This is a genomic window from Ruegeria sp. H3, assembly GCF_056533095.1.
Genome location: NZ_JBQFOD010000011.1, coordinates 134,977 through 154,925, shown reverse-complemented (window position 1 = coordinate 154,925; position 19,949 = coordinate 134,977). Strand labels below are relative to the sequence as shown.

Sequence of the window (19,949 nt, the reverse complement as noted above, 5' to 3'; positions counted from 1 at the left end):
ACTGAGGTCTGTGTCCATCTCTTGAGAATCACCGACAGGTAACCCAATGATCTGATGGGTCGAACCCGCGACCATGTGACCAACTATTTTAGTCGGATTTTCTTGCATCTTACCCAGAATCGTTTAATTGACAATTTCAGTCGGATTATGAACCGCCAAGAATTTCAATGTTGGGAGACACTATGCTGAAATCCTCGACCTGTATCGCCGCAGCCATGACAGTGCTGATTGCCACCTCCGCCGCTGCAGACGGTGAACTGAACCTCTATTCGTCGCGCCACTACGATACCGATGAACGCCTCTATTCCGACTTCGAAGAAGCGACCGGCATCAAGATCAACCGCATCGAAGGCAAGGCCGACGAACTGATCGCGCGTATGGAAGCCGAAGGTGCAAACTCGCCAGCAGACATCCTGCTGACCGTTGACACTTCGCGCCTGGAACGCGCCAAGAATGCAGGTGTTCTGCAATCGATTGACAGCGCAGTTCTGGAAGAGCGTATCCCGTCGAACCTGCAAGACAGCGACAACCAGTGGTTTGGCTTCTCACAGCGTGCACGCATCCTGTTCTATGACAAGAACGACGTCAGCGAACCGCCGCAAACCTACGCCGATCTGGCCGACCCGAAATACAAGGGTCAGGTCTGCATCCGTTCCGGCACCAACGTGTACAGCCAGACCATTCTGGCCGCGATCATTGAGCATGCTGGTGCAGATGCCGCGAAAGACTGGGCCGAAGGCGTTGTTGCGAACTTCGCACGCGATCCCCAAGGCGGGGACACCGACCAGCTGCGCGGGATCGTTTCAGGTGAGTGTGACATCGCGATGTCCAACACCTACTACTTCGCCCGTGCCATTCGCAAAGACGTGGATGGTGTATCCGCCGAGCGTGACATGATCGGCTGGGTCTTCCCAGACCAGGACGGCAATGGCGCGCATATGAACCTCTCCGGTGGTGGTGTTGCAGCAAACGCTCCGAATAAGGATAACGCCATCATGTTCCTTGAGTATCTGGCAAGCGATCAGGCGCAGCAGTATTTCTCGGCCGGGAACGACGAATACCCGGCGGTTGAAGGCGTTGCCATTTCGGCTTCGGTTTCAGAACTGGGTGACTTCAGGGGCGACGACGTTGACCTGTCTGCCGTTGCGAAAAACGTACCAGAAGCACAGAAGATCTTTAACGAAGTCGGTTGGAAATAAACCAACTGATCTCTGGTAGATTGCAATGGGCGCAGATTTTTCTGCGCCCTTTTTCGTTGCTATATCTATATATATCTGCAACTATTCTCATTATCGAGAATATTTCTACTATATGGACAATGCTGGATTCCCTCTCAACCCGCCTGGCAACCCGACTAAGTGAGCTACGCCAAGGCCGTGGCTGGTCATTCGATCAACTGGCCGGACACAGCGGCATCAGCCGGGCAACCCTGTCGCGCATGGAAAAGGGCGATGTCAGCCCAACGGCTGAAAACCTAGGCCGTTTGTGCAACGCCTACGGCCTGCCCATGTCGCGCTTGCTGATGATGGTCGAAGACAGTTTCGACCCCAAGGTTCCACTTGAAAGGCAAACAGAGTGGAGCGATCCGGAAACCGGCTATACGCGCCGATCCGTCTCACCGCCGTCCACCGGGCTGAGTGGCGAAGTACTAGAGTGCCACCTGCCACGCGACACCGTGATCCGTTATGAAGCTCCGTCAAAACCAGGTCAGGAACATCATCTGATTGTACTGGACGGAGTGATGACACTCACGGTGGATGGCATCACGCACGACCTTAGCGGTGGTGATTGCCTGCGTTATCACCTGTCTGGCCCGACGCGATTTGAAACCACGGCAGCGCGCGGCGCGCGCTATATACTGGTGCTGATATGATCACACGACTCTCGGACGACTATTTCGATGACGCAGTCGATGACCTTTCCGATATTCTGCATGCCTGTGTCCATACCGGAGCGAGCATCGGATTTGTTCTACCCTTCTCGATGGAAGACGCGCGCAGCTATTGGCACAATCGAGTGCGGCCGGACCTACACGCGCTGGACCTGTTTGTCGCTTACGATGCTGGTCGTATTTTGGGTACGGTACAACTGATCCCAGCCAACATGCCAAATCAGCCGCATCGCGCCGATGTTGCCAAGCTTCTGGTTCACCCGAGCGCCAGACGGCGCGGGTTGGCACGCGCATTGATGGACACGCTCATGGACCGATCCCGCGAACTTGGCCGCACCCTTCTGGTTCTGGACACGCGCAGCACTGACCCATCGAAACTGCTCTACAAGAGCATGGGTTTTCAGATCGCCGGAGAAATCCCAAACTATTGCCGCAACCCGTTTGAGCCCACGCTGGAGCCCACCACCTATATGTACAAAGACCTGAGGTAGCACACTGCGTCAGGTTCGATCAGCGCTAGAAAGCGGGGCAGGAACCGATCCTGCCCACCCCACGCATGTAGGAGACCACGAACACGTTCGCGCCACTTATCAAAATCATTGTAGAAATCTGCGGGCGGCAGCCTAAAGAAATTCGCGCCGGATACCCACAATAATTCGCGGCCCAATCTCGCTCGTGACCCCCCAAGGAAGGAAACAATGTCGTTTTGCGAGACACACAAACGAAGCCACTTACTTAATTTAACACCTGAACGGCCCGAACAAGAAAAGGCAACTCTATGATATTTCTATGCACTTGCGCGGTGGTTGAATCGATTCATCACGCAACACGCTTCAGGCAAGGCAGACTGACGTTTCTTAAATCATTTCTCCGAGCATGAAATCAGGTCAGGGCCGCGCGAAGCACTTCCCGTGCGGAGCGTGCCTCGCGCAGAATGTTTAGGTCGTGACGTGCGAAACATCCCTGTCTGGCGAATAGATGTCCAAGATGTTCCAATGTCCGGTCGTTGGTGTTGGGTTGTTGATCATAGGCACATCGAGCACGGTTGGCCTGCCACAGGCGATTGCCACCTCCAGTGCGGGCAACAGTTCGTCGGCAGCGCTAAGCCTGTGTCCCTCTGCACCGTAGGCACGAGCAATTTCAGCATAGCCCGGTCCGTTTGCGGGTGCGCTGGCTGATCCGGGGAACGTAGTCCCGTAAGTCAGACCGTAGTGCGCCTTTTGGAGACCCGCGATAGTTCCGAAAGCGTTATTGTTCATAACCAACCAGATGATACCCAAATCAAGTTCGACTGCTGTTGCCAGCATCGACGGATTTTGACCGAATCCACCATCGCCAACCAAACTTAGTACGACTCGATCAGGTGCTGCCAGCTTCGCGCCGATCGCGCCCGGAGGGCCAAAACCCATCGTAGCGAACCCGCCAGGGGTCAATATTGAGCCGGGGGTCAGGATATCGAATTGCTGTCCGACACCGTTTTTGTTCCACCCTACGTCCGTGGTGATGATGGCATCCTCGGGCAGTGCTTTGCGAGTATCTGCCAGAATACGTTCGGGCATCATCGGAAAGGCCGATGAGGTCGCCATTTCCCCGTTGCGCGCTTTGAAGTCCGTCCGGAAGTCAGCGATCTTCTGCTCCAGCACGGGGTGCTTGAAGCCGTCCGGATACATCTCGCGGGCGACCCGGTTGAGGACGCGCAATGCGGCCTTGGCGTCAGCAACGACCCCAATCTCAGTGGGATAGTTCCGACCGATCTCCTGCGGCTCAATGTCGATATGAATGACCTTCGATCCGGGAATGTTGAACGTATAGCCGGGATACCAGCTGGAACAATCAGCCTCTTTGAACCGGGTGCCTACGGCAAAGATATAGTCGGCATTCAGGCAGGACTGGTTGACCAGCTCGGTGCCCCAAAACCCGGTCATTCCCAGCACGAGCGGGTGGTCGTCCCGCAGCGCGCCTTTACCCATCAGGGAATGCGCGACTGGCAGGCCCATATGTTCAACAAATTCTCGCAACTCCTCGCTGGCTTGTGCCAGAAGAATACCACCCCCGACATAAGCGACTGGGTTTTCGGCTTTAGCCAACGCTTCGACAATCTCGCCCGCTGTCTCGTCGTCAATCGACGGTTTCTTGAGCGCGCGGGTGTTGTCGCGAATACGGTCGAAACTGTCCGAGGGGATCACCTCTGAAAAGATGTCCATGGGGACATTGACCAGTACCGGTCCGGGCTGGCCGCTTTCAGCCAGATGGAACGCCTTTTCCAAGATTTCGGCCATCAGGTCGGCGCGATCCACCCGCCAAGCACGTTTGACAAAGGGGCGATAGATTTCCCACTGGGCCGCATCTGCGTGCAGGTTTACTTCCTGATGTGGATGTTTGCCGTAGTAGTGCGAAGGAATATCGCCCGCAATCACGACCATCGGGATACAGTCCAGCGCCGCGTTGGCGACCCCGGTGGCACAGTTTGTCAAACCTGGGGAGAGGTGTGACAACACCACCGAGGCCTTGCCCGTCACGCGGGCGTAAGCGTCCGCCGCGTGGCTGGCGATTTGTTCGTGCCGCACTGTGACGAAATCAATTGGACTTTCGGCCAAAGCGGCCAGAACCGCGATATTCGTATGCCCGCACAGGCCAAATACATGCTTGACCTCACGGCGTTCGAGGAAATCAACGATATGTTCGGCGACGGTTTTGCCGTCCAGTTTCGCTCCGTCCATCACGCGACCTCCTGTCCGTAGAACTCACCGAACAAGTCCGGCTCCGAGGGGCGATCCTCGGGGATGGGACGGCTGACCCAAGTGTAGTTCATCATGTGTTTCATGGTGACGTTTTCATTGGTGATGTTACCGCCCCAGATGCCGCAGCCCAGGCTGCTGGTCATGGGCATGCCATTGGTCCAGGCACCCGCATTGGCCTTAGACTGAGGCTGTCGAACCATCATACGACTGACCGGAGCCAGACGCGCCAACCGGTCGATGTGATCGTCTTTGTGGCTGTAGATGCCGCAGGAATGGCCCTTGCCCCCGGTGCTATAAATCTGGCTGACCGTTTCCAGCGCGTCATCGAACGTGTCAAAGTGATAAAGCGCCATCAGAGTAGTCAGTTTTTCCTTGGAGAACTTGTGCTGCGGGCCGATTTTCCCCTGATTTTCAACCATCAGAAACTTGCGATCTTCGGGGATGCTAAAACCGGCGACCTTGGCCGTTTGCTGCGGCGGACAGGCGATGGTCGGAAACGTACGGTTTCCCTTTTCATCCCACATGGCCGCTTCGAGCATCGCCGTTTCTTCGTCCGAACAGAGGTATCCACCTTCGGCTTCCAGAGCCTTGACCATATCGTCATAAACCGAGCGCTGGATGATGATATTGCCATCAGCCGAGCAGCCCGACCCAAAGTCGGAAGTCTTTGAAATGCGTGTGTTCTGCGCGGCGATGTCCAGATCGGCGGTTTCATCGATGACGATGGACGAATTGCCCGCGCCAACGCCATAGGCCGGGCGCCCAGAACTGTAGGCCGCTTTGACCATCGGCTTGCCACCCGTTGCCAGAGTCAGATCACAAATCTCCATGAGGTGCTGTGTTAACGGGATCGATGGTTTGCGGATCGACTGGAACAGGTCTTCGGGGGCACCGGCGGCTCGACAGGCTGCGCGCATGACCTCGACCATTTCGAATGTCGTATGTGCGGTCCGTGGATGCGGGCTGAAGATGACCGCATTCCGGGCGTTTGCGGCGGACACGCCGGTCACCGGTGGAGTCATTGCCGGGTTGGTCATCGGGATCAGGGAGGCGATGACGCCAGCAGGTTTGGCATATTTCACCAGACCTTTTTCCTCATCAACCTCGACGATGCCGGTCGAGGGTGTGCGCAAGACATCTCGCAGCACCATGTGAATCTTGAAGCGCTTCGCTGGGCGGCCTTCGCGATCTCCGATACCGCTCTCGTCCACGCCTTGCTGGGCCAGCCGGGTGAAGGTTTTCTCGTTCCCAGCATACCACGCAATTGCCTGAGACAGGCGGTCCAGCCTGTCCTGATCCCAATCCTCGATCTCGGCCATGGCAGCGCGGGCGCGCGCCAGCATATCGACCGCGAGTTGTCGGTCGTTTTCAGTGAGCTCTTTGCCCATGATGATCCTCTTGGTGTTTTAGAATTGCTGCATCGGGCATGCGGCGCTGTGACCGCGCCTCGCCGAATGTTCGCTTGGCGTGGCTGAGACAGCGACGCGCGTGTTCTTCATATCCCAACTCGGCAACGCGGCTTTGGTTGGGCAGTTCTATGGAGTAGTCGACGGGTGGCATCCGTTCGATGATGCCGGTGAAGTCAATCCAGCCTTCGCCGGGGTACAACCTTGCATCACGGGCCAACTGGATCATGCCCTCACGCGTATCGGCGATGCCGGGCAGGCAATCAGAGATATGCAGGAAGTGAAACAGGTCCGAGGGAACGTGCAACAGCTCACCAAGATCTACGCGGCTGAGGTGCAGGTAGAGCGTATCGACCAGAATACCCCCGTTGGGCTGATCAGAGGCGCGGACAATGTCCAGTGCTTCATCCAGCGTGCGCAAGCGGGAGAAGCTCGGGAACTCCAAGTCCACCGTTAATCCGTAGGGCGCTGCCAGTTCGCAGGTTTCGGAATAGACGTCTATCAGAAAGTCACGATCATCGCGGGTGTTTGTCCACGCGCTCATAATCATGCGTTTGGCGCCCAACTCCCCGCCAATCTCAAGAGAAGGCTCAAAACTGCGTGGATCGACATCTTCGGTGATGCGTGCAAGCTCGACATCAAGGACCTTCAATCCGGTAGTAGAGAGAGCCGTTTTGGTGGCCTTCACCTGTGCCTTGTCGATTGGGGATTGGGTGAATTCACCGGGCACATGCATCGGAATAAACCGGGGGCTGACGGCATCGTAACCGGCCCGTGCGGCGATATAGACCAACTCGGGCGGCGTACAGCCAATCAGCGTCAGATGCGCCAAGGAATAGAGAGAGGGGCTTGCGCCAGCCTCTTCGGGTTTCACCATGAACGACAGCTCCACGTGTCTGCGAATCTAAAATTCATCACACGTAGTCAAAAATATCTGATATTTTTTAAAATATCAACTTTAATACTTAACAGGAAATGAAAACGCCCGGGCAACGGCCCGGGCGTGTATTACATTCGTGTAGGCAGACCCTTAGAGAGTGACCCAGTCCCCTCCGGACTGGTGAGAGCGCACAGAGGCGTCGATGAATCGAACACCGTCTGCGCCTTGTTCGACACTGGGATAAGCAAGCCAATCGGCCGGAACGGTTACGCCATCCCGACGCGCGGCTACGGCCATCGCAAGTTCCGTATAGAGGTTGGCCCAGGCTTCGATAATCCCTTCAGGGAAGCCGCGCGCGGTACGGATCAAACGTTCTGCGCCGGGTCCGATACCATGCCCGAGACCTCGGCTGATGATATGATCCGGTTCACCAAACCGATTGAATTTCAGCCGCTCCGAGTTCTCTAGGTCCCACTCGAGGCCTCCTTCGTTCCCGAATATGCGCAGGCGCAACCCACCCCGGTTTCCGGGGGCAAGGCGTGTTGCCATCAAGGTTCCGGGGACTTCATTTTGGTAACGGGTGAACATGAACACCGTGTCTTCCAAAGGCTTTGGCGCGCCGCAGACATGAAACTCGGCCCGCAGGTCGGTCAAGGGCAGGCCGGAAACAAAACTGGCGAGATGCGCGGCATGGGTGCCGATATCGCCGACACAGCTGGTTGGACCAGAAATATTGGGGTCCAGCCGCCACTTTACATGAGGCGCATCGGCCACATCTTCGGGCGTCATCCAGTCTTGCATGAACTCGACATGGATCTGGTTGATTTTGCCGATGCCCCCGTCGGCCACGATCTGCTTGGCCTGCCGTATCACCGGAAAACATGACATCGCATAACCGACAGCAAAGATGTGCCCCGTGCGCGCGGTAATCTCCTCAAGCCCCTCGGCCTCGGCCACTTCGTTGGTCAGGGGCTTGTCGCACAACACGTCAATGCCCGCCTCCAGAAAGGCATTGGCCGCGTCGAAATGAACGTGGTTCGGGGTGGTGATCATCACCGCGTCCACGCCATCAGGCCGTGCCGCCTCGGCCTTTGCCATCTCATCGAAGGACGCATAGCACCTGTCTGCTGGCAGGAACCACTCAGCCCCGCGCGCCTTGCTGCGCGCAGCGTCAGAACTGAGCGCGCCTGCGGCGACCTCCCACCGGTCGGTCATCCGCGCAGCCGTTGCTTGCGTGACAGAGATACGCCCACCACCAACAACGCCCAGCCTCAAACGGCGAGACAGCCGGGGGAAAGGTCCGTCAAAGTTCAGGTCTTCGGGTAAAAGTCTCTCAGCCATTCTGAACCTCCATTTCCGGGACCCGTACGCCTTCCGGCAGTATTTCCACCGCCATGAAGATGCTGGGGGTAATCGTCTCGTATTGATGCCAGGGATAGTTGCCTTCGTCGTCATACATCGGCTTGTGGGTCGCGCCGGGGGCCATGAATTCTTCGAGGTAAAGGGTTTCAACATCCCGTTCGCGGCATTGCTGCATTTTGCCAAAGCCTACGATTTGCGTATGCACTTCGCGAAACCCCGGCACCGGGCAGAACGGATGGTCTTTGTGCAATCCGACATTCAGCGGCACCGAGCCCGAGTGGTACATGGTCAGTCCAACGTTACCCACGAAGACCTTTGGCGACATGTAGTGGCTGACACCGCGCAGACGCTCCTCTTGGCGAACATCAAAAGCAGATGGCCATGTATCTTTCACCCATGCGAACAACTCGTTCTCATCGGCATGGGCGTCGAAACCGTGGACAATTACTGCGCGTTCTACGCCTTTGAGTGAGCTGTCTTGCACGATAACAGACGAAAGTGGTGCAACGGCCTGATCCTCGAGAGAGATATCCAGCCCCCCAAGGTTAAGGACGATGGCGCGACCCACGATAGAAATTCTGCGCTCGTCAGTTATGTGCTGGACGCGAAAGAATGGCTGAGCAAAGTCGAGTGTCTCAATCGGCATGAACCAATTCCTTCCTCTCATCGTTAAGGAAATCGACCGGCAAAGGCTCCGGAGCCGCGCAACGGCTTTCTATCGTCTGATAGGCGCCAAATTTCGGCGCCCGTTCGATCGCGTCCATGACCTCGAAAACGTGGTAGGCGAGCGCTCCACTTGCACGGGGTTGGCGTCCTTCTTGTACCGCCAGGGCCAGATCCAAAAGGCCGATCCCGCGACTGTCTTCATTGAAGCCATGTTTGTTTTCGACCACCTGCCAGTCTTCGCGACCGGTTGGACGAGGTTGATGAGACCAGCGCGAGGTGTCCCGCGTTTTCAGCCAGACATCCCCTTGAAAGATATTGGCACCATGAACCGGGTCAGCATCAGGAATGCTGATGGTGCCGTTTTCACCGTAGATCTCGAACCGAGGCGTTTCGCTGTCCCAGACGTCGAAGCTCATGGTCATCGACCCTATGGCTCCGGATGAGAACTGAAGCAAGCTTAGGGAGTGCGTGTCGACCTCGACATCCATCCATTCACCGTTGCGCGGGCCATTTTCGATCATTCTTTTGTCGAACGTGCGTCGCGCCATTCCGGCGACGCAGTCAACGGGGCCAAGGCAACAGACCATCGCCGTCAGGTAGTATGGCCCAAGGTCCAGCAAGGGCCCGCCACCGGCCTGATAGTAGAAATCCGGATTGGGATGATGTCGTTCGGTGCCGTGGGTTCCGACATGGGCAAAAACCCCGGTCGGTTTGCCAATGGCACCTTCATCGATCAAGCGCCGAACGGTCTGCCAGCGACCGCCCAGAAACGTGTCGGGTGCGCAGCCGACCAGCAGCCCCTTTTCCGAGGCCATGTGCACGATCGCCCTTCCATCCGTTCGGTTCATAACCAGCGGCTTCTCGGAATAGACGTGCTTGCCCGCCTCCAACGCGCGCAAACTGATTTCCGCATGCGCCGCCGGAATCGTCAGATTCAAAACGCAGTCGATCGTCGGATCATTGAACACCTCATCTGGCGCACAGGACTTGGCGATACCGTATTGATCTGCTTTGGTGCGGCTTTCCGAAGGATCAAGGCTTGCGCAAGCCACGACCTCAACGTTTGAGAATTTGGATAGTGTTTTTAGATAAATATCGCTGATACGACCACAGCCGATAAGGCCGACCCGGAAGGATTTCGATGTCTCACCTGTCATCATTCCTGTCTTCGTAGAGGGGTAAGTAATTCGGGGGCATCGGCCCTTTGTTGCGGCCACCCTGGTTCATCTGTTCCCAGGCGTGGGCGAGTATTCCGACCGAACGGGACAGGCAGAACAACCCGCGCGACAAGGGCGCAGGAAAGCCAAGCTCGCAGAAGATCACAGCTGTCGCGCCATCAATATTCATGGCAATGGGCCGTCCGCCGCGTTGACGGCCGAGTTCGGCCTGCACCTCTTCTCCGATATCGGCAAAGCGGCCAGAAACCGTGCCTTCTGCCGCCGCATCTCGAACAAGTTGCATCAATCGTGGTGCGCGTGGATCCACAGGCCTGTGAAACCTGTGACCAAAGCCCGATACGATCTTGCCGTAGGTCTCGCGCCAACTGTCCAAGCCATCCCGAACAGCGTCATTCAGCGAACGTCCCGCGTCCATGCGGACTGCGATATCATAGTACAGCTCTGCACACTGCTCGCCTGCCCCGCCGTGCACGTCGCCCAGCATGTTCACCGCAGTCGCCATCGCATTATTGAGACCTACCCCGCAGGTCGCAGCCATACGCGCCGCCGCGATCGAGGGAGCCTGCGGGCCGTGGTCCACGCCTGCGACCAAAGCAGCCTCGAACAGGCGCGCTTGCGCGTCGCTGGGTAGATCGCCCCGCACCATAAGCCAGATCATCTGCGGGAAAGATACGTTTCCGATCAGGTCCTCTATGGCGTTGCCACGAAAAGAGATCTGTCCGGGTTTCATGTCGATGATGGAGGTACGCCACCATTGGCGAACGGCGCGCTCATCGTCTGTCATCTGCGCGGTCATTGCGTCTGCACCTCTTTGAGCGTCTGGGTTTTGCTTTGCGCAGCAAGGCGAATGGGTGCATTGCGCGCGCCATAACCGGCATAGCCCATACGGCGTTCAACAATTTCGAAGAAGAAGCCGTTAAAGATGGGGCGGCTGTATATCTGAAAATACTCAGCACCCGCCGCCCGATCGTAGAGAATGTTCCCCCTGCGCAATTGGGCGACCAAATCGTCATCCAATCCGAATGTCGCTTGCAGATCAGCGTAGTAGTTCTCCGGGACGGACAGGCTGGGAAAGCCAGACTTGAGCAACTGGGCTGAAGTTTCAAAAATATCATCCGACTGGAAGGCAATGTGCTGAACACCAGCCCCAAAGCCATCTTCAAGGAATGACGCCGCCAGTGTTCGACGCCCAACTGCCCCATTCAGGTTTAAGCGCACTTCGCCTTCGGGACTTTCGATAGCCTGGCTTTGCACGACACCAGACGGGTCGGCGACGTTCACGATAGGGGATTTTGCCATCTCGAAAGTCGAAATGTAGTAGAGTAGCCAGCTTTGCATCTCATCATGACGCATCGTCTGGGCCAGATGGTCGATACGACGCAGACCGGCAGGTTGGGTGGCTTTGGTTTTCGCAACCGGCTCGAACTCGATGTCCCAGACACGGTGTAGATCGGATTTCTCATCGATGAAATGGACAACATTACCACCGACACCTCGGATTGCGGGAATGTCCAGCTCGCCGGTGCCCACCGGCTGTGAGAAATTCGGCGCGCCCAGTGCAGTCGCGCGTTGAACCGTTTGGTCCGCATCCTTGACACGCAATCCCATATCACAAACCGAAGGGCCGTGGCCCAGAAACGCCGAGTGGGCAAAGCCTTCCTTTTCGGTATTCACGACGATGTTTATGGCACCCTGCCGCCACAGCTCGACAGACTTGGTTACGTGCTTTCGTTCCATGCGAAAACACATGGCCGAGAGCATATCGGCCAGCTGCGCACCGCTTACTTCATCAGAAGTAAATTCGACAAATTCAAAGCCTGACGCATAGACCCGTTCCGGCAGGTCCGGGATGCCAAAATCAGTTCCCGGCTCGGTCCGGGATACCTCATCCAGGAGGTACAGCAGCGACCTGTAGCTGTCTCGGGCCAGTGTCCGGCCACCGGGTTGAGGAGCTGCTTCATTGACACGCGCAATAGACCAAGGCCCCTTGTACCCAGCGCGGGACAACACCCGCACAAAGCCCGCAAGGTTCAGCGACCCAAGCCCCGGCAGAAGCCCAAAGTGCCGTTTGAGCCGACGTATGTCCATCTCAAGTCGGGGTGCATCGGACAGTTGCACATGGAACAGCCGCCCTCCGGGAATATCCCGAAGGCGGGCGGGTTTGGACCCGTCGGCAAGCGAGAAGAAAGAACTCAAAGCCAACCCCAGATGAGGGCTGTCGACAGCATCAACGACGCCTAACGCCTGTTCATCCGAGTGAATAAGATCCGACCATGGCAAGCCCATATAGGCCAGACGCATCCCCATTTCTTTAGCGATTTGGGCCGCCTCGCCAAGATCTGCGATTACCTGTTCTCCGGTCGCAGCGGCATCGACCTCGAATGCGGACCCAATTAGCAGCAGATCCGTACCCAACTCGCTCATCAGATCGAGTTTGCGCTTAAGCCGATCAAAGGCGCGCTCCCGTCCGGCGCCGGCCTGACCTTCAAGGTTATGGAAGGGTTGTAACAGGCAAATCTTCAGGCCGAGATCTGATGCAATTTTCCGAATTTGCGATGGCGGCCCGTCAAAAGCGGTCAAATCCGGTTCGTGCAATTCGACGCCACCGAATCCCGCGTCAGCGATAGCACTCAGCTTTTCAGCCAGATCACCGGGGATCGACGTTGTCGAAACCGACAGGCACATTATCCCTGATATCCAAACATACGCGGCAACCACAGGACCAGATCCGGCATCAGCATCATGATCACCAAGGCGAAGATGAGAACCGCGAGGAATGCCCAGATTTCGGAGATGATTTCGCGCAGCGGAATGTCCGTCACGGCGTTGATCACAAAGAGTAGAATGCCATAGGGCGGCGTGATCAGACCGATCATCGAGTTCACGACAACCAGCACTCCGAAATGCACCAGATCAATCCCGAGCGCTTCGCAGGTTGGAATGAACAGGGGCACGATCACCAGAATGATCGTTGTTGCGTCCAGCACGCATCCCAGCGCAAGGATCAGCAGGTTGACGAGGATCAGGAACACAATCGGGCTGACATCGGAACCCTCCAGCAGGGCTGAGATCGACTGTGGAATTTGTTCCTGAATGACGATGAAGTTCAGGATGAACGCACCACCAATGACCACGCCCACAGCGGCGGAAGACCGTGCGCTGTCGACGAACACCTGATATAGCCCCCGGAAGGTCAGCGCGCGATAGAACAACGCTGCCAGCAGCAGGGCGTAGAAGGCAGCAACTGCGGCGGCCTCGGTCGGCGTGGTGACGCCGCCATATATGCCGTACAGCAGGATCGCGGGCATCAGCAGCGCCGGGAACGCATTGGCGGTTTTAGCTGGCAACTCGCGCAACGGAACAGGTTCTTCCAACGCAAAGTTCCGCTTTCCGGCAAGATAGTAGTTCATCGCCATGAGGACGACGCCCATGATCAGGCCCGGCAGAATGCCGGCCAGAAACAGCGATCCGATAGAGGCCTTTGAGACCAGCGCATACAGAACCATCGGGATCGAGGGCGGAATGATCGGGCCGATCGTCGCCGACGCTGCCGTGATCGCAGCCGCATAGCCCCGGCTATACCGGCCATCCTTGGTCATCATCTCGATGATGATCTTGCCGATCCCCGCAGCATCCGCGACGGCAGACCCGGACATGCCGGAAAAGATCAGAGACGCTACCACGTTGACGTGCCCGAGGCCGCCCTTGAAACGCCCGACGGCAGCGACGCAAAAGTTAAGCAGGCGATCGGTGATCGACCCAGCATTCATGATATTCGCGGCGACGATGAACAACGGCACGGCAAGCAGGATCGTGCTTTTGTAGAAGCCTTGCAGGATCTTCTCACCCGCGAGGGCGACGTCCAGTCCGGCCACACCCAGATACATCAACGAGGCCAGCAGGATGGAATAGCCGATAGGTGTCCCGATGCCTGCCAGTACAAAGAGTGTGAGCAGGCAAGAAAGAAGTTCGAAACTCATTTGCTTGCGCCCTCGTCGTCTTCCACGTCAACGCGGGGATGATCGTCGACCACATTAAATCCCACGACCATTTCAAGTTCGGTTTTTGGCGGGCCGTTGCGCATGATGTCGAAGAACAGCCAGCCATGGCGGGCGGCCACGACCAGCATGAACACCGCGTAGATCGAAAACACCGTGCGCAGCGGTATCTTCTCGCCCGAAAACGGATTGCGAACCGTCGCGGTTTTGCGGATTTTCATCCAGTCGATGTAGTCCCATGTCGGCAGGAAACTGTAGAGCATCCCAATGACGATGGCGGCGGCTGCGAGCATCGCAAAGACCTGACGGACACGTCGGGGTACCGACAGGTAAATGATGTCAAACTTCACGTGATCCCGTTCGCGCACGATGAAGGCGCAACTGAAGAAGATCACCCAGACCCACAGAATGCCGATCAATTCCAGCGTCCATCCGGCGGGGGTGAAGAAGTATCTGAGAAGAATTTGTAGCAGGAAGATCAGGAAGATTGCCGCCAGCATCCCGCCGGCAATCGCTTCGGTCAGTCGGGAGAACCCTTTGATAAAGGTTTTCATTGTGGTTCTCCCTCCCTTGTTTTACTGGGCTCAGTTGCCCAGAGCGTTTATCTGATCCAGAACGCCTTCGGGCCATGAGCCAGCGAACTCGCTGTCCAGATACATGGACTGTACCTGATCACGGAACGCTGCGAGATCGGGTTCGTAGATCTCCATCCCCTGCTCTTTCAGGAAGCTGACAAGGTCCTCTTCTTTCTGAAGCTGCTTCTGGCGGCCGGATTCAGCTGCAGCATCCGCAGCTTCCTGAACCTTGGCCTGCTGTTCCGGTGTCAGCCCGTCCCAAACCTCTTTGCCGATAGCGATATAGTTCAAGTCGACCAAGTGCGATGTTAGGATTATCTGATTGGTCACTTCGTAGAACTTGGCATCCACCACGGTCGGCAGCGGGTTGTCCTGACCATCTACGGCGCCGGTCGACAGAGCTGTGTAAACCTCTGAGAACGCCATTGGTGTCGGGGCGGCACCCAGCGCTTTGCCAAGGAACTGCCACGCATCTGTGCCCGGCATCCGCAGGTTCACACCCTCCAGATCAGCCGGAGTGCTGACGGTCAGTTCATCCTTGGGCTGGCGCAGGTTCACCTGACGACGGCCCAGATACATGACCGACAGCAGTTTGACGCCCAACTCTTCTTCGGCCTTTTGCTTGAAGGCATCCATCAAGGGATCGTTGAAGACAGCCACCTGATGCGCGGCGTCCTGGTGGACATAGCCTGCGGTAAATATCGAAAACTCGGGGAAGAACTGTGCCAGCTCCTGCGCCGAGGTGATCGACATTTCTAGGTTGCCCCGGCTGATGGCGTCCAATTCGGTGCCTTGGGCGAAGATGGTTCCGTTATAGCTGGGCTCGTAGCTTGCGAAATCAGCGACCATGGGTGCGAAAACCTCGGCCATGGCGACCGAACGTTGGTCGGTCTCCGACCCGGACGTTGCGAGGCGAAGTTGCACTTTGTCGTCTGCAAGCGCACCACTTGTTGCGCTGAACAGAACACCGGTTGCAACCAGGGCTGATACAGCAGCCCGGCGGGTAAGTTTGGTAATCACTTTGCTCCTCCCTGAGACATCATGATGCTTTTTTCCGATTCTGAGTTTTGACCTATTTTGGGCATTTTGCAAGATTTTTTACAAAATATCAGATATTTTTCATTACCTGCAATCTCTGTTGCTGCGTTTCCTGAAGGTTTCTTATCCTGACAGTCTCGCCAGTTCTGCAAGAATTCTGAATAGCTTCAATAACTTGAAGCGTTCTGAACCCTTCCCATCCAGACACAATCGGCACTGCTTCGTGCCGAGCTACTTCAACAAAGTGCCTGAGCTGATTGACCAGAGGGTCAGACGCACCCTTCTTCAGCGCGGTTGATGAGATTGGCGTCCACCAGTCCCTTTGCTCACCCTGGTAACTCCACAATCGAAGATCGGGAACGGACAAGGAACCATGAGAGCCACCTATCATGTAGCTACTCTCAGTGGTCGACGGATAGATTGGATATTCCTGAGACGTCATCTCCCAGCTCCATGGAGCAACGATGCTATCGGACACACTTATGGTCCCGATCGCCCCACTTTCAAACGTCAACAGCGCGCCGGCGACATCTTCGTTGTCGTAACCCCGCTGCGATGAAGCCGACTGAGCCTGAACGGTCACGACTTCTCCGGCCAGGTACCGCAGCAAATCCACATCGTGGACAAGATTGACTGAGATGGGCCCTGCACCGGGATTCTTTCTCCAGGGCGCAGCATCAAAATACTCGTCTGGCTTATAGAACCAGCAATTCGCATGGACAGCGCGCACATCTCCAATCTTCCCATCGACAATGGCTTCCTTAGCCGACCGGATCAGAGGATTGTGCCGACGATGATGTCCGACCATCAGTGGCACATTGGCCTTCTCCGCTGCTTGAACAAGCTCAAGTGCAGCGGTGGCTTCCACGGCGATCGGCTTTTCGACGAGAACGGGACAACCATGTCGAACACACGTGAGACCTTGCTCGACATGAAGCGTGGTCGGAGTCGCCAGAACAGCTCCGTCTGGCGTCTGATTTGCTAACATTTCCTCGACGGTTTCGTAACATGCGACCCCATGCTCAACGGCGTAAGCACGGCCTTCATCGCTGGGGTCGACCACCGCGACGAGATCAACATGGCGCAACGCTCGGATAGCGTCTGCGTGGCGGCGTCCAACAAGGCCAATGCCGACAATGGCAATGCGAAAGTTCTTAGACACTTTGCTTCCTTCCGGAGGGTCAGGAAAATCCCGAAACCGATGATTGCGATCGGGCTGCTTTGCCCAACTTGGCCACGACCGTATTGGGGTTTTCGCGATTCCGCAATAATGTATGATATTTTTATTTTTACCATACACCAGTTTGGATTGCTGATGTCTCTGAAAAATGCTAATTGAACGAGGAAACTGATAATATCGGGTGAAACGCATGGTGAAACAGCCGTCTACGATAGGTGCAAGCACCTATCAGCGCATCAAGCGGGATATCATCTTCGGCGAGCTGCAGCCCGGCTCCAAACTGAAGCTGGACGCCTTGAAAGAACGCTATTCGGCAAGTCTGTCGACACTTCGCGAGACCTTGAACAGGCTTGCCAGCGACGGATTTGTAGAAGCGCCCGAGCAACGGGGCTTCCTGGTTACGCCGGTTTCACGAGAAGACTTGGCCGAGATATCAGAGCTGCGCGTTCTGTTGGAATGCCACGCGTTGGAGTTGTCAATTGCGAATGGCGATACGGACTGGGAAGGCAACCTTGTTGCCGCACACCACAAGCTGCACCTGATGGAACAGCAGCTTCTCAAGGGGGACGAGTCCGAGAAAGAAACCTGGAAACGATATGATTGGGAGTTTCATCAAGCGATGATCGCGGCCTGCAAATCCAAAAACCTTCTGTCTCTGCACTCGATCATATACGACAAGTACCTGCGGTATCAGATGCTCGTGCTGACGTATCGAGGCGAAGAGGCGGTCAAGGAGCACAAAGGCATGTTCGATGCCGCATTGGCCAGAGACGCGAGCACCGCAAAGAAGCTGTTGGAAGATCACATCCGAAACGGTCTTTCACATACGATTGAGGCTATGTGACCTTAGCAGATACCAAGCGGTGTGGGAGCGCTGTTTGCCGTTTCACTACCGTTTGAGAGGCGAAAACAAACCTCCTCTTCAAAGCCTGATGGCCAGCTGTGAAACAACGGTTTGGCGAGACAGAGAAGCGATCTTGTTTCTCCATTGTTCTTGGGCAGTGGTGTTTTACTGTGTTCTCCGGCCAGTGTTTCGCCCGATCCGGTGGCTGCAAATATTACAACGATGCGAAGTTGATCCGAGGACTATCTGACCAAGACCCATAACCTAACCCCATGCAAGATTTGGAGCCATCGGTACAGATCATTCCGCTAACCCACAGTTCAAAGGTATCGTCCTTTGTTGCGGGTGTATCTGAAAGTTCCTGCCCAAACAGCCCGGCGAGAAATTTCAAGCGAAGTATGGGGCTTTCCTTTTGCATGATTGCATCGGCGTGAGTTATGGCTACTCCCAGAACTGGCCATAGTAGATTCACGAACGATTTGGGCAATCCGAAAACACCTGTAGGCGCGCGCATAACGCTGCATTCCTAGCATTGATTTCATTGAAGAAAATCTTGGAAGCTTGCCCATAACTCTTCGCGGTATTTGCGCATAACTTTGCACGATTTGCCCATAAGTTTGCGCGTTTCAAGGTACGCGCCCAATTTAAAATAGTATCTGCATGGATTTTACAACTTTAAAGCACTGCACTTCAATCATAAGTGTATTTTGATTGGCAACCTTCAACCTCTGACCGATCAAAGTGGTTCACTCGCACGCTGGCGATAGACCGCCAGAACGAACTTCAGCGGCTGGAGCTTGAGTTCCGCGGCAGAGCCTTTGAAACCAATAACACCGCGCAGGAAATTGCGATGGGTTGGTTCGACACTCATCTGGCCGGACATCAATACATAGGTATGATATAGTTCCATTATGAGCACCGAAACCTTAATCGGCCTTACCCTGTCATTTGTTCTCACCAGCCTATGTATTTGGTTGGTGCGTCACGTCGTAAAACACAGCGGTCGAGACAGAACAGTAGACCCAGAGGCCGTGAAAGAACTAATGCGCACCATCGACTGGTCACAGCTCGATAGAGTCTTGGATCGGCCCCAGTGACAAGTGGCCCAACGCGGAATGCTGTTAGCGGCTGCCTCAGGGATCGCTTTGCGTTGAAATGATTTTGCGCAAATTTGAAAGCCGCCCACGAACAATGAAAATAAAATGCTGAATAGATCAAGACTTTTGTATTTCTCAAGAACAGAGCGCATCAGACGCAGCTCAAAAGACGCGCGTAGGTTCAGAGCGAACTATCGACAGGGTTTCTGAGTTCGAGTCCGGATCAAAGGGTATCGAATCGCTTCGCTGTCTGAGAGCTACTGCTTGCTGAACTAACCTCCAAACAGGTTGCCTCAGTCATTTAGGCACACGTCAAGCTAGAAGGTTCCCGGAACTACGCGGTGAATTCCGAGGTGCAGCACACTCTGTCTTGACATGGCGATACGATCTGGTTCAGCTTCGGCTCATGACGTACACACGCATCCTCTGCCAACGAATATCGACCTGAGGTCGATAACCCACGCGAAATCCGTGGGAGGCAGCATTGGTATGCGGGCGAGGCTTATATCCTTGTAATTGCTCCAGATTAGAGTGCACGAGTCGGTTCGATTCCGACGCCTCCTACCAACCTCAGGAGGTGTCCGACATGGCGGACGAAGTTACGAACGCAATTGATTTCAACGACATCAAGCAATCGGTCGAGGAGAGCCTCGGAGGCACACCCGAAGGCTGGTCCGGCTTGGCCACAAAACTCTTCACAGAGGTTAAGGAATACTGCGATCTGAAGGGTGCCACCTACCCCTTTGTCCTCCAGATCAAGGAGAAGCTGGGAGAGCTCCGCATCTACCACAGGTGTGATGATCGACACATCCAGTCGATGATCACAGCCACGATTGCACGAGCAAATCGTACCTGTGAGCGATGCTCAAACGCTGCCGAGACCCAGGTGTTGAACGGCTGGTACACGACCCTGTGTTGTTGGTGCGCGCATGATGTCGCGAGCAAGCGCCACCCTGAAAGGAAGAGGTTCTTTGGCGTTCGGAAAAATCCCGTTCGGGACAGGTTGACGTGCTCAATTTGTGGATATTTCGGTCAGATCGACCGATCTGATGACCGCGGACGCTGTCCTGCATGTGTGACGAAAGGGTGGTGA

Annotated in this window: 18 protein-coding genes and 1 tRNA gene; 6 read left to right on the top strand and 13 right to left on the bottom strand. The window is 55.8% G+C overall.

The annotated features are described in order from the left end of the window. Positions 1–182 precede the first annotated feature (182 nt). The 3 genes from ACR0JE_RS14295 (at position 183) to ACR0JE_RS14285 (ending at position 2,382) form a co-directional block, all read left to right on the top strand. On the top strand, positions 183–1,199 hold the full coding sequence (locus ACR0JE_RS14295) for a Fe(3+) ABC transporter substrate-binding protein (protein ID WP_480864647.1): 1,017 nt from the start codon (positions 183–185) through the stop codon (positions 1,197–1,199). 119 nt (positions 1,200–1,318) lie between these two features. Then, entirely contained in the window at positions 1,319–1,873 is a 555-nt protein-coding gene (locus tag ACR0JE_RS14290) for a helix-turn-helix domain-containing protein (protein ID WP_480864634.1), read from the top strand. Beyond that, positions 1,870–2,382: an N-acetyltransferase family protein gene (locus ACR0JE_RS14285; RefSeq protein ID WP_480864633.1), complete on the top strand. Its 513-nt coding sequence runs from the start codon at positions 1,870–1,872 to the stop codon at positions 2,380–2,382. Before ACR0JE_RS14290 ends, ACR0JE_RS14285 begins: the two co-directional genes overlap by 4 nt. 447 nt (positions 2,383–2,829) lie before the next feature. Here the strand turns inward: ACR0JE_RS14285 and ACR0JE_RS14280 are convergent, their stop codons facing one another. The 12 genes from ACR0JE_RS14280 to ACR0JE_RS14225 all read right to left on the bottom strand — a co-directional run bounded on the left by ACR0JE_RS14280 (position 2,830) and on the right by ACR0JE_RS14225 (position 17,107). Next, the gene (locus tag ACR0JE_RS14280) at positions 2,830–4,611 is read right to left on the bottom strand and encodes a thiamine pyrophosphate-binding protein (RefSeq protein ID WP_480864632.1); all 1,782 of its coding nucleotides are present in this window, start codon (positions 4,609–4,611) and stop codon (positions 2,830–2,832) included. After that, a complete protein-coding gene (locus ACR0JE_RS14275) occupies positions 4,611–6,020 on the bottom strand; it encodes an aldehyde dehydrogenase family protein (protein WP_480864631.1) in 1,410 nt (469 codons plus the stop codon). Before ACR0JE_RS14275 ends, ACR0JE_RS14280 begins: the two co-directional genes overlap by 1 nt. Next, positions 6,001–6,915, bottom strand: coding sequence for a sugar phosphate isomerase/epimerase family protein (locus tag ACR0JE_RS14270; protein ID WP_480864630.1), 915 nt, complete (start codon positions 6,913–6,915; stop codon positions 6,001–6,003). Before ACR0JE_RS14270 ends, ACR0JE_RS14275 begins: the two co-directional genes overlap by 20 nt. A 153-nt stretch (positions 6,916–7,068) precedes the next feature. After that, complete coding sequence (locus tag ACR0JE_RS14265; protein ID WP_480864629.1) at positions 7,069–8,259, bottom strand: Gfo/Idh/MocA family protein; 1,191 nt, start codon at positions 8,257–8,259, stop codon at positions 7,069–7,071. Further along, entirely contained in the window at positions 8,252–8,926 is a 675-nt protein-coding gene (locus ACR0JE_RS14260; RefSeq protein WP_480864628.1) for a hypothetical protein, read from the bottom strand. The genes ACR0JE_RS14265 and ACR0JE_RS14260 overlap by 8 nt, the downstream gene beginning before the upstream one ends. Then, positions 8,916–10,103, bottom strand: coding sequence for a Gfo/Idh/MocA family protein (locus tag ACR0JE_RS14255; RefSeq protein WP_480864627.1), 1,188 nt, complete (start codon positions 10,101–10,103; stop codon positions 8,916–8,918). Before ACR0JE_RS14255 ends, ACR0JE_RS14260 begins: the two co-directional genes overlap by 11 nt. Further along, the gene (locus ACR0JE_RS14250; protein WP_480864626.1) at positions 10,093–10,908 is read right to left on the bottom strand and encodes a citryl-CoA lyase; all 816 of its coding nucleotides are present in this window, start codon (positions 10,906–10,908) and stop codon (positions 10,093–10,095) included. Before ACR0JE_RS14250 ends, ACR0JE_RS14255 begins: the two co-directional genes overlap by 11 nt. A gap of 8 nt (positions 10,909–10,916) precedes the next feature. After that, complete coding sequence (locus ACR0JE_RS14245) at positions 10,917–12,809, bottom strand: bifunctional sugar phosphate isomerase/epimerase/4-hydroxyphenylpyruvate dioxygenase family protein (RefSeq protein WP_480864625.1); 1,893 nt, start codon at positions 12,807–12,809, stop codon at positions 10,917–10,919. Continuing rightward, entirely contained in the window at positions 12,809–14,104 is a 1,296-nt protein-coding gene (locus tag ACR0JE_RS14240) for a TRAP transporter large permease (protein WP_074736095.1), read from the bottom strand. Before ACR0JE_RS14240 ends, ACR0JE_RS14245 begins: the two co-directional genes overlap by 1 nt. Beyond that, positions 14,101–14,676 (bottom strand): TRAP transporter small permease, encoded by a 576-nt coding sequence (locus ACR0JE_RS14235; protein WP_480864624.1) that lies wholly within the window; start codon positions 14,674–14,676, stop codon positions 14,101–14,103. The genes ACR0JE_RS14240 and ACR0JE_RS14235 overlap by 4 nt, the downstream gene beginning before the upstream one ends. Positions 14,677–14,706: 30 nt before the next feature. Then, positions 14,707–15,717: a TRAP transporter substrate-binding protein DctP gene (gene dctP / locus ACR0JE_RS14230; protein ID WP_170787610.1), complete on the bottom strand. Its 1,011-nt coding sequence runs from the start codon at positions 15,715–15,717 to the stop codon at positions 14,707–14,709. Between the two features lie 88 nt (positions 15,718–15,805). Beyond that, complete coding sequence (locus ACR0JE_RS14225) at positions 15,806–17,107, bottom strand: Gfo/Idh/MocA family protein (protein WP_480864623.1); 1,302 nt, start codon at positions 17,105–17,107, stop codon at positions 15,806–15,808. Here ACR0JE_RS14225 and ACR0JE_RS14220 point away from each other — a divergent pair. Continuing rightward, positions 17,106–17,759 carry a GntR family transcriptional regulator gene (locus tag ACR0JE_RS14220; RefSeq protein WP_480864622.1) on the top strand — a complete coding sequence of 218 codons (654 nt, stop codon included), beginning with the start codon at positions 17,106–17,108 and terminating at the stop codon, positions 17,757–17,759. The genes ACR0JE_RS14225 and ACR0JE_RS14220 overlap by 2 nt on opposite strands. Before the next feature lie 736 nt (positions 17,760–18,495). On the opposite strand, the gene ACR0JE_RS14215 is transcribed toward ACR0JE_RS14220, so the two are convergent. Further along, a complete protein-coding gene (locus ACR0JE_RS14215) occupies positions 18,496–18,669 on the bottom strand; it encodes a hypothetical protein (RefSeq protein ID WP_480864621.1) in 174 nt (57 codons plus the stop codon). A 660-nt stretch (positions 18,670–19,329) separates the two neighbouring features. Here ACR0JE_RS14215 and ACR0JE_RS14210 point away from each other — a divergent pair. Together ACR0JE_RS14210 and ACR0JE_RS14205 are read left to right on the top strand one after the other, a co-directional pair. Next, positions 19,330–19,423: transfer RNA gene (locus tag ACR0JE_RS14210), tRNA-OTHER, on the top strand. Positions 19,424–19,442: 19 nt separating this feature from the next. Next, the gene (locus tag ACR0JE_RS14205) at positions 19,443–19,949 is read left to right on the top strand and encodes a hypothetical protein (RefSeq protein WP_480864620.1); all 507 of its coding nucleotides are present in this window, start codon (positions 19,443–19,445) and stop codon (positions 19,947–19,949) included.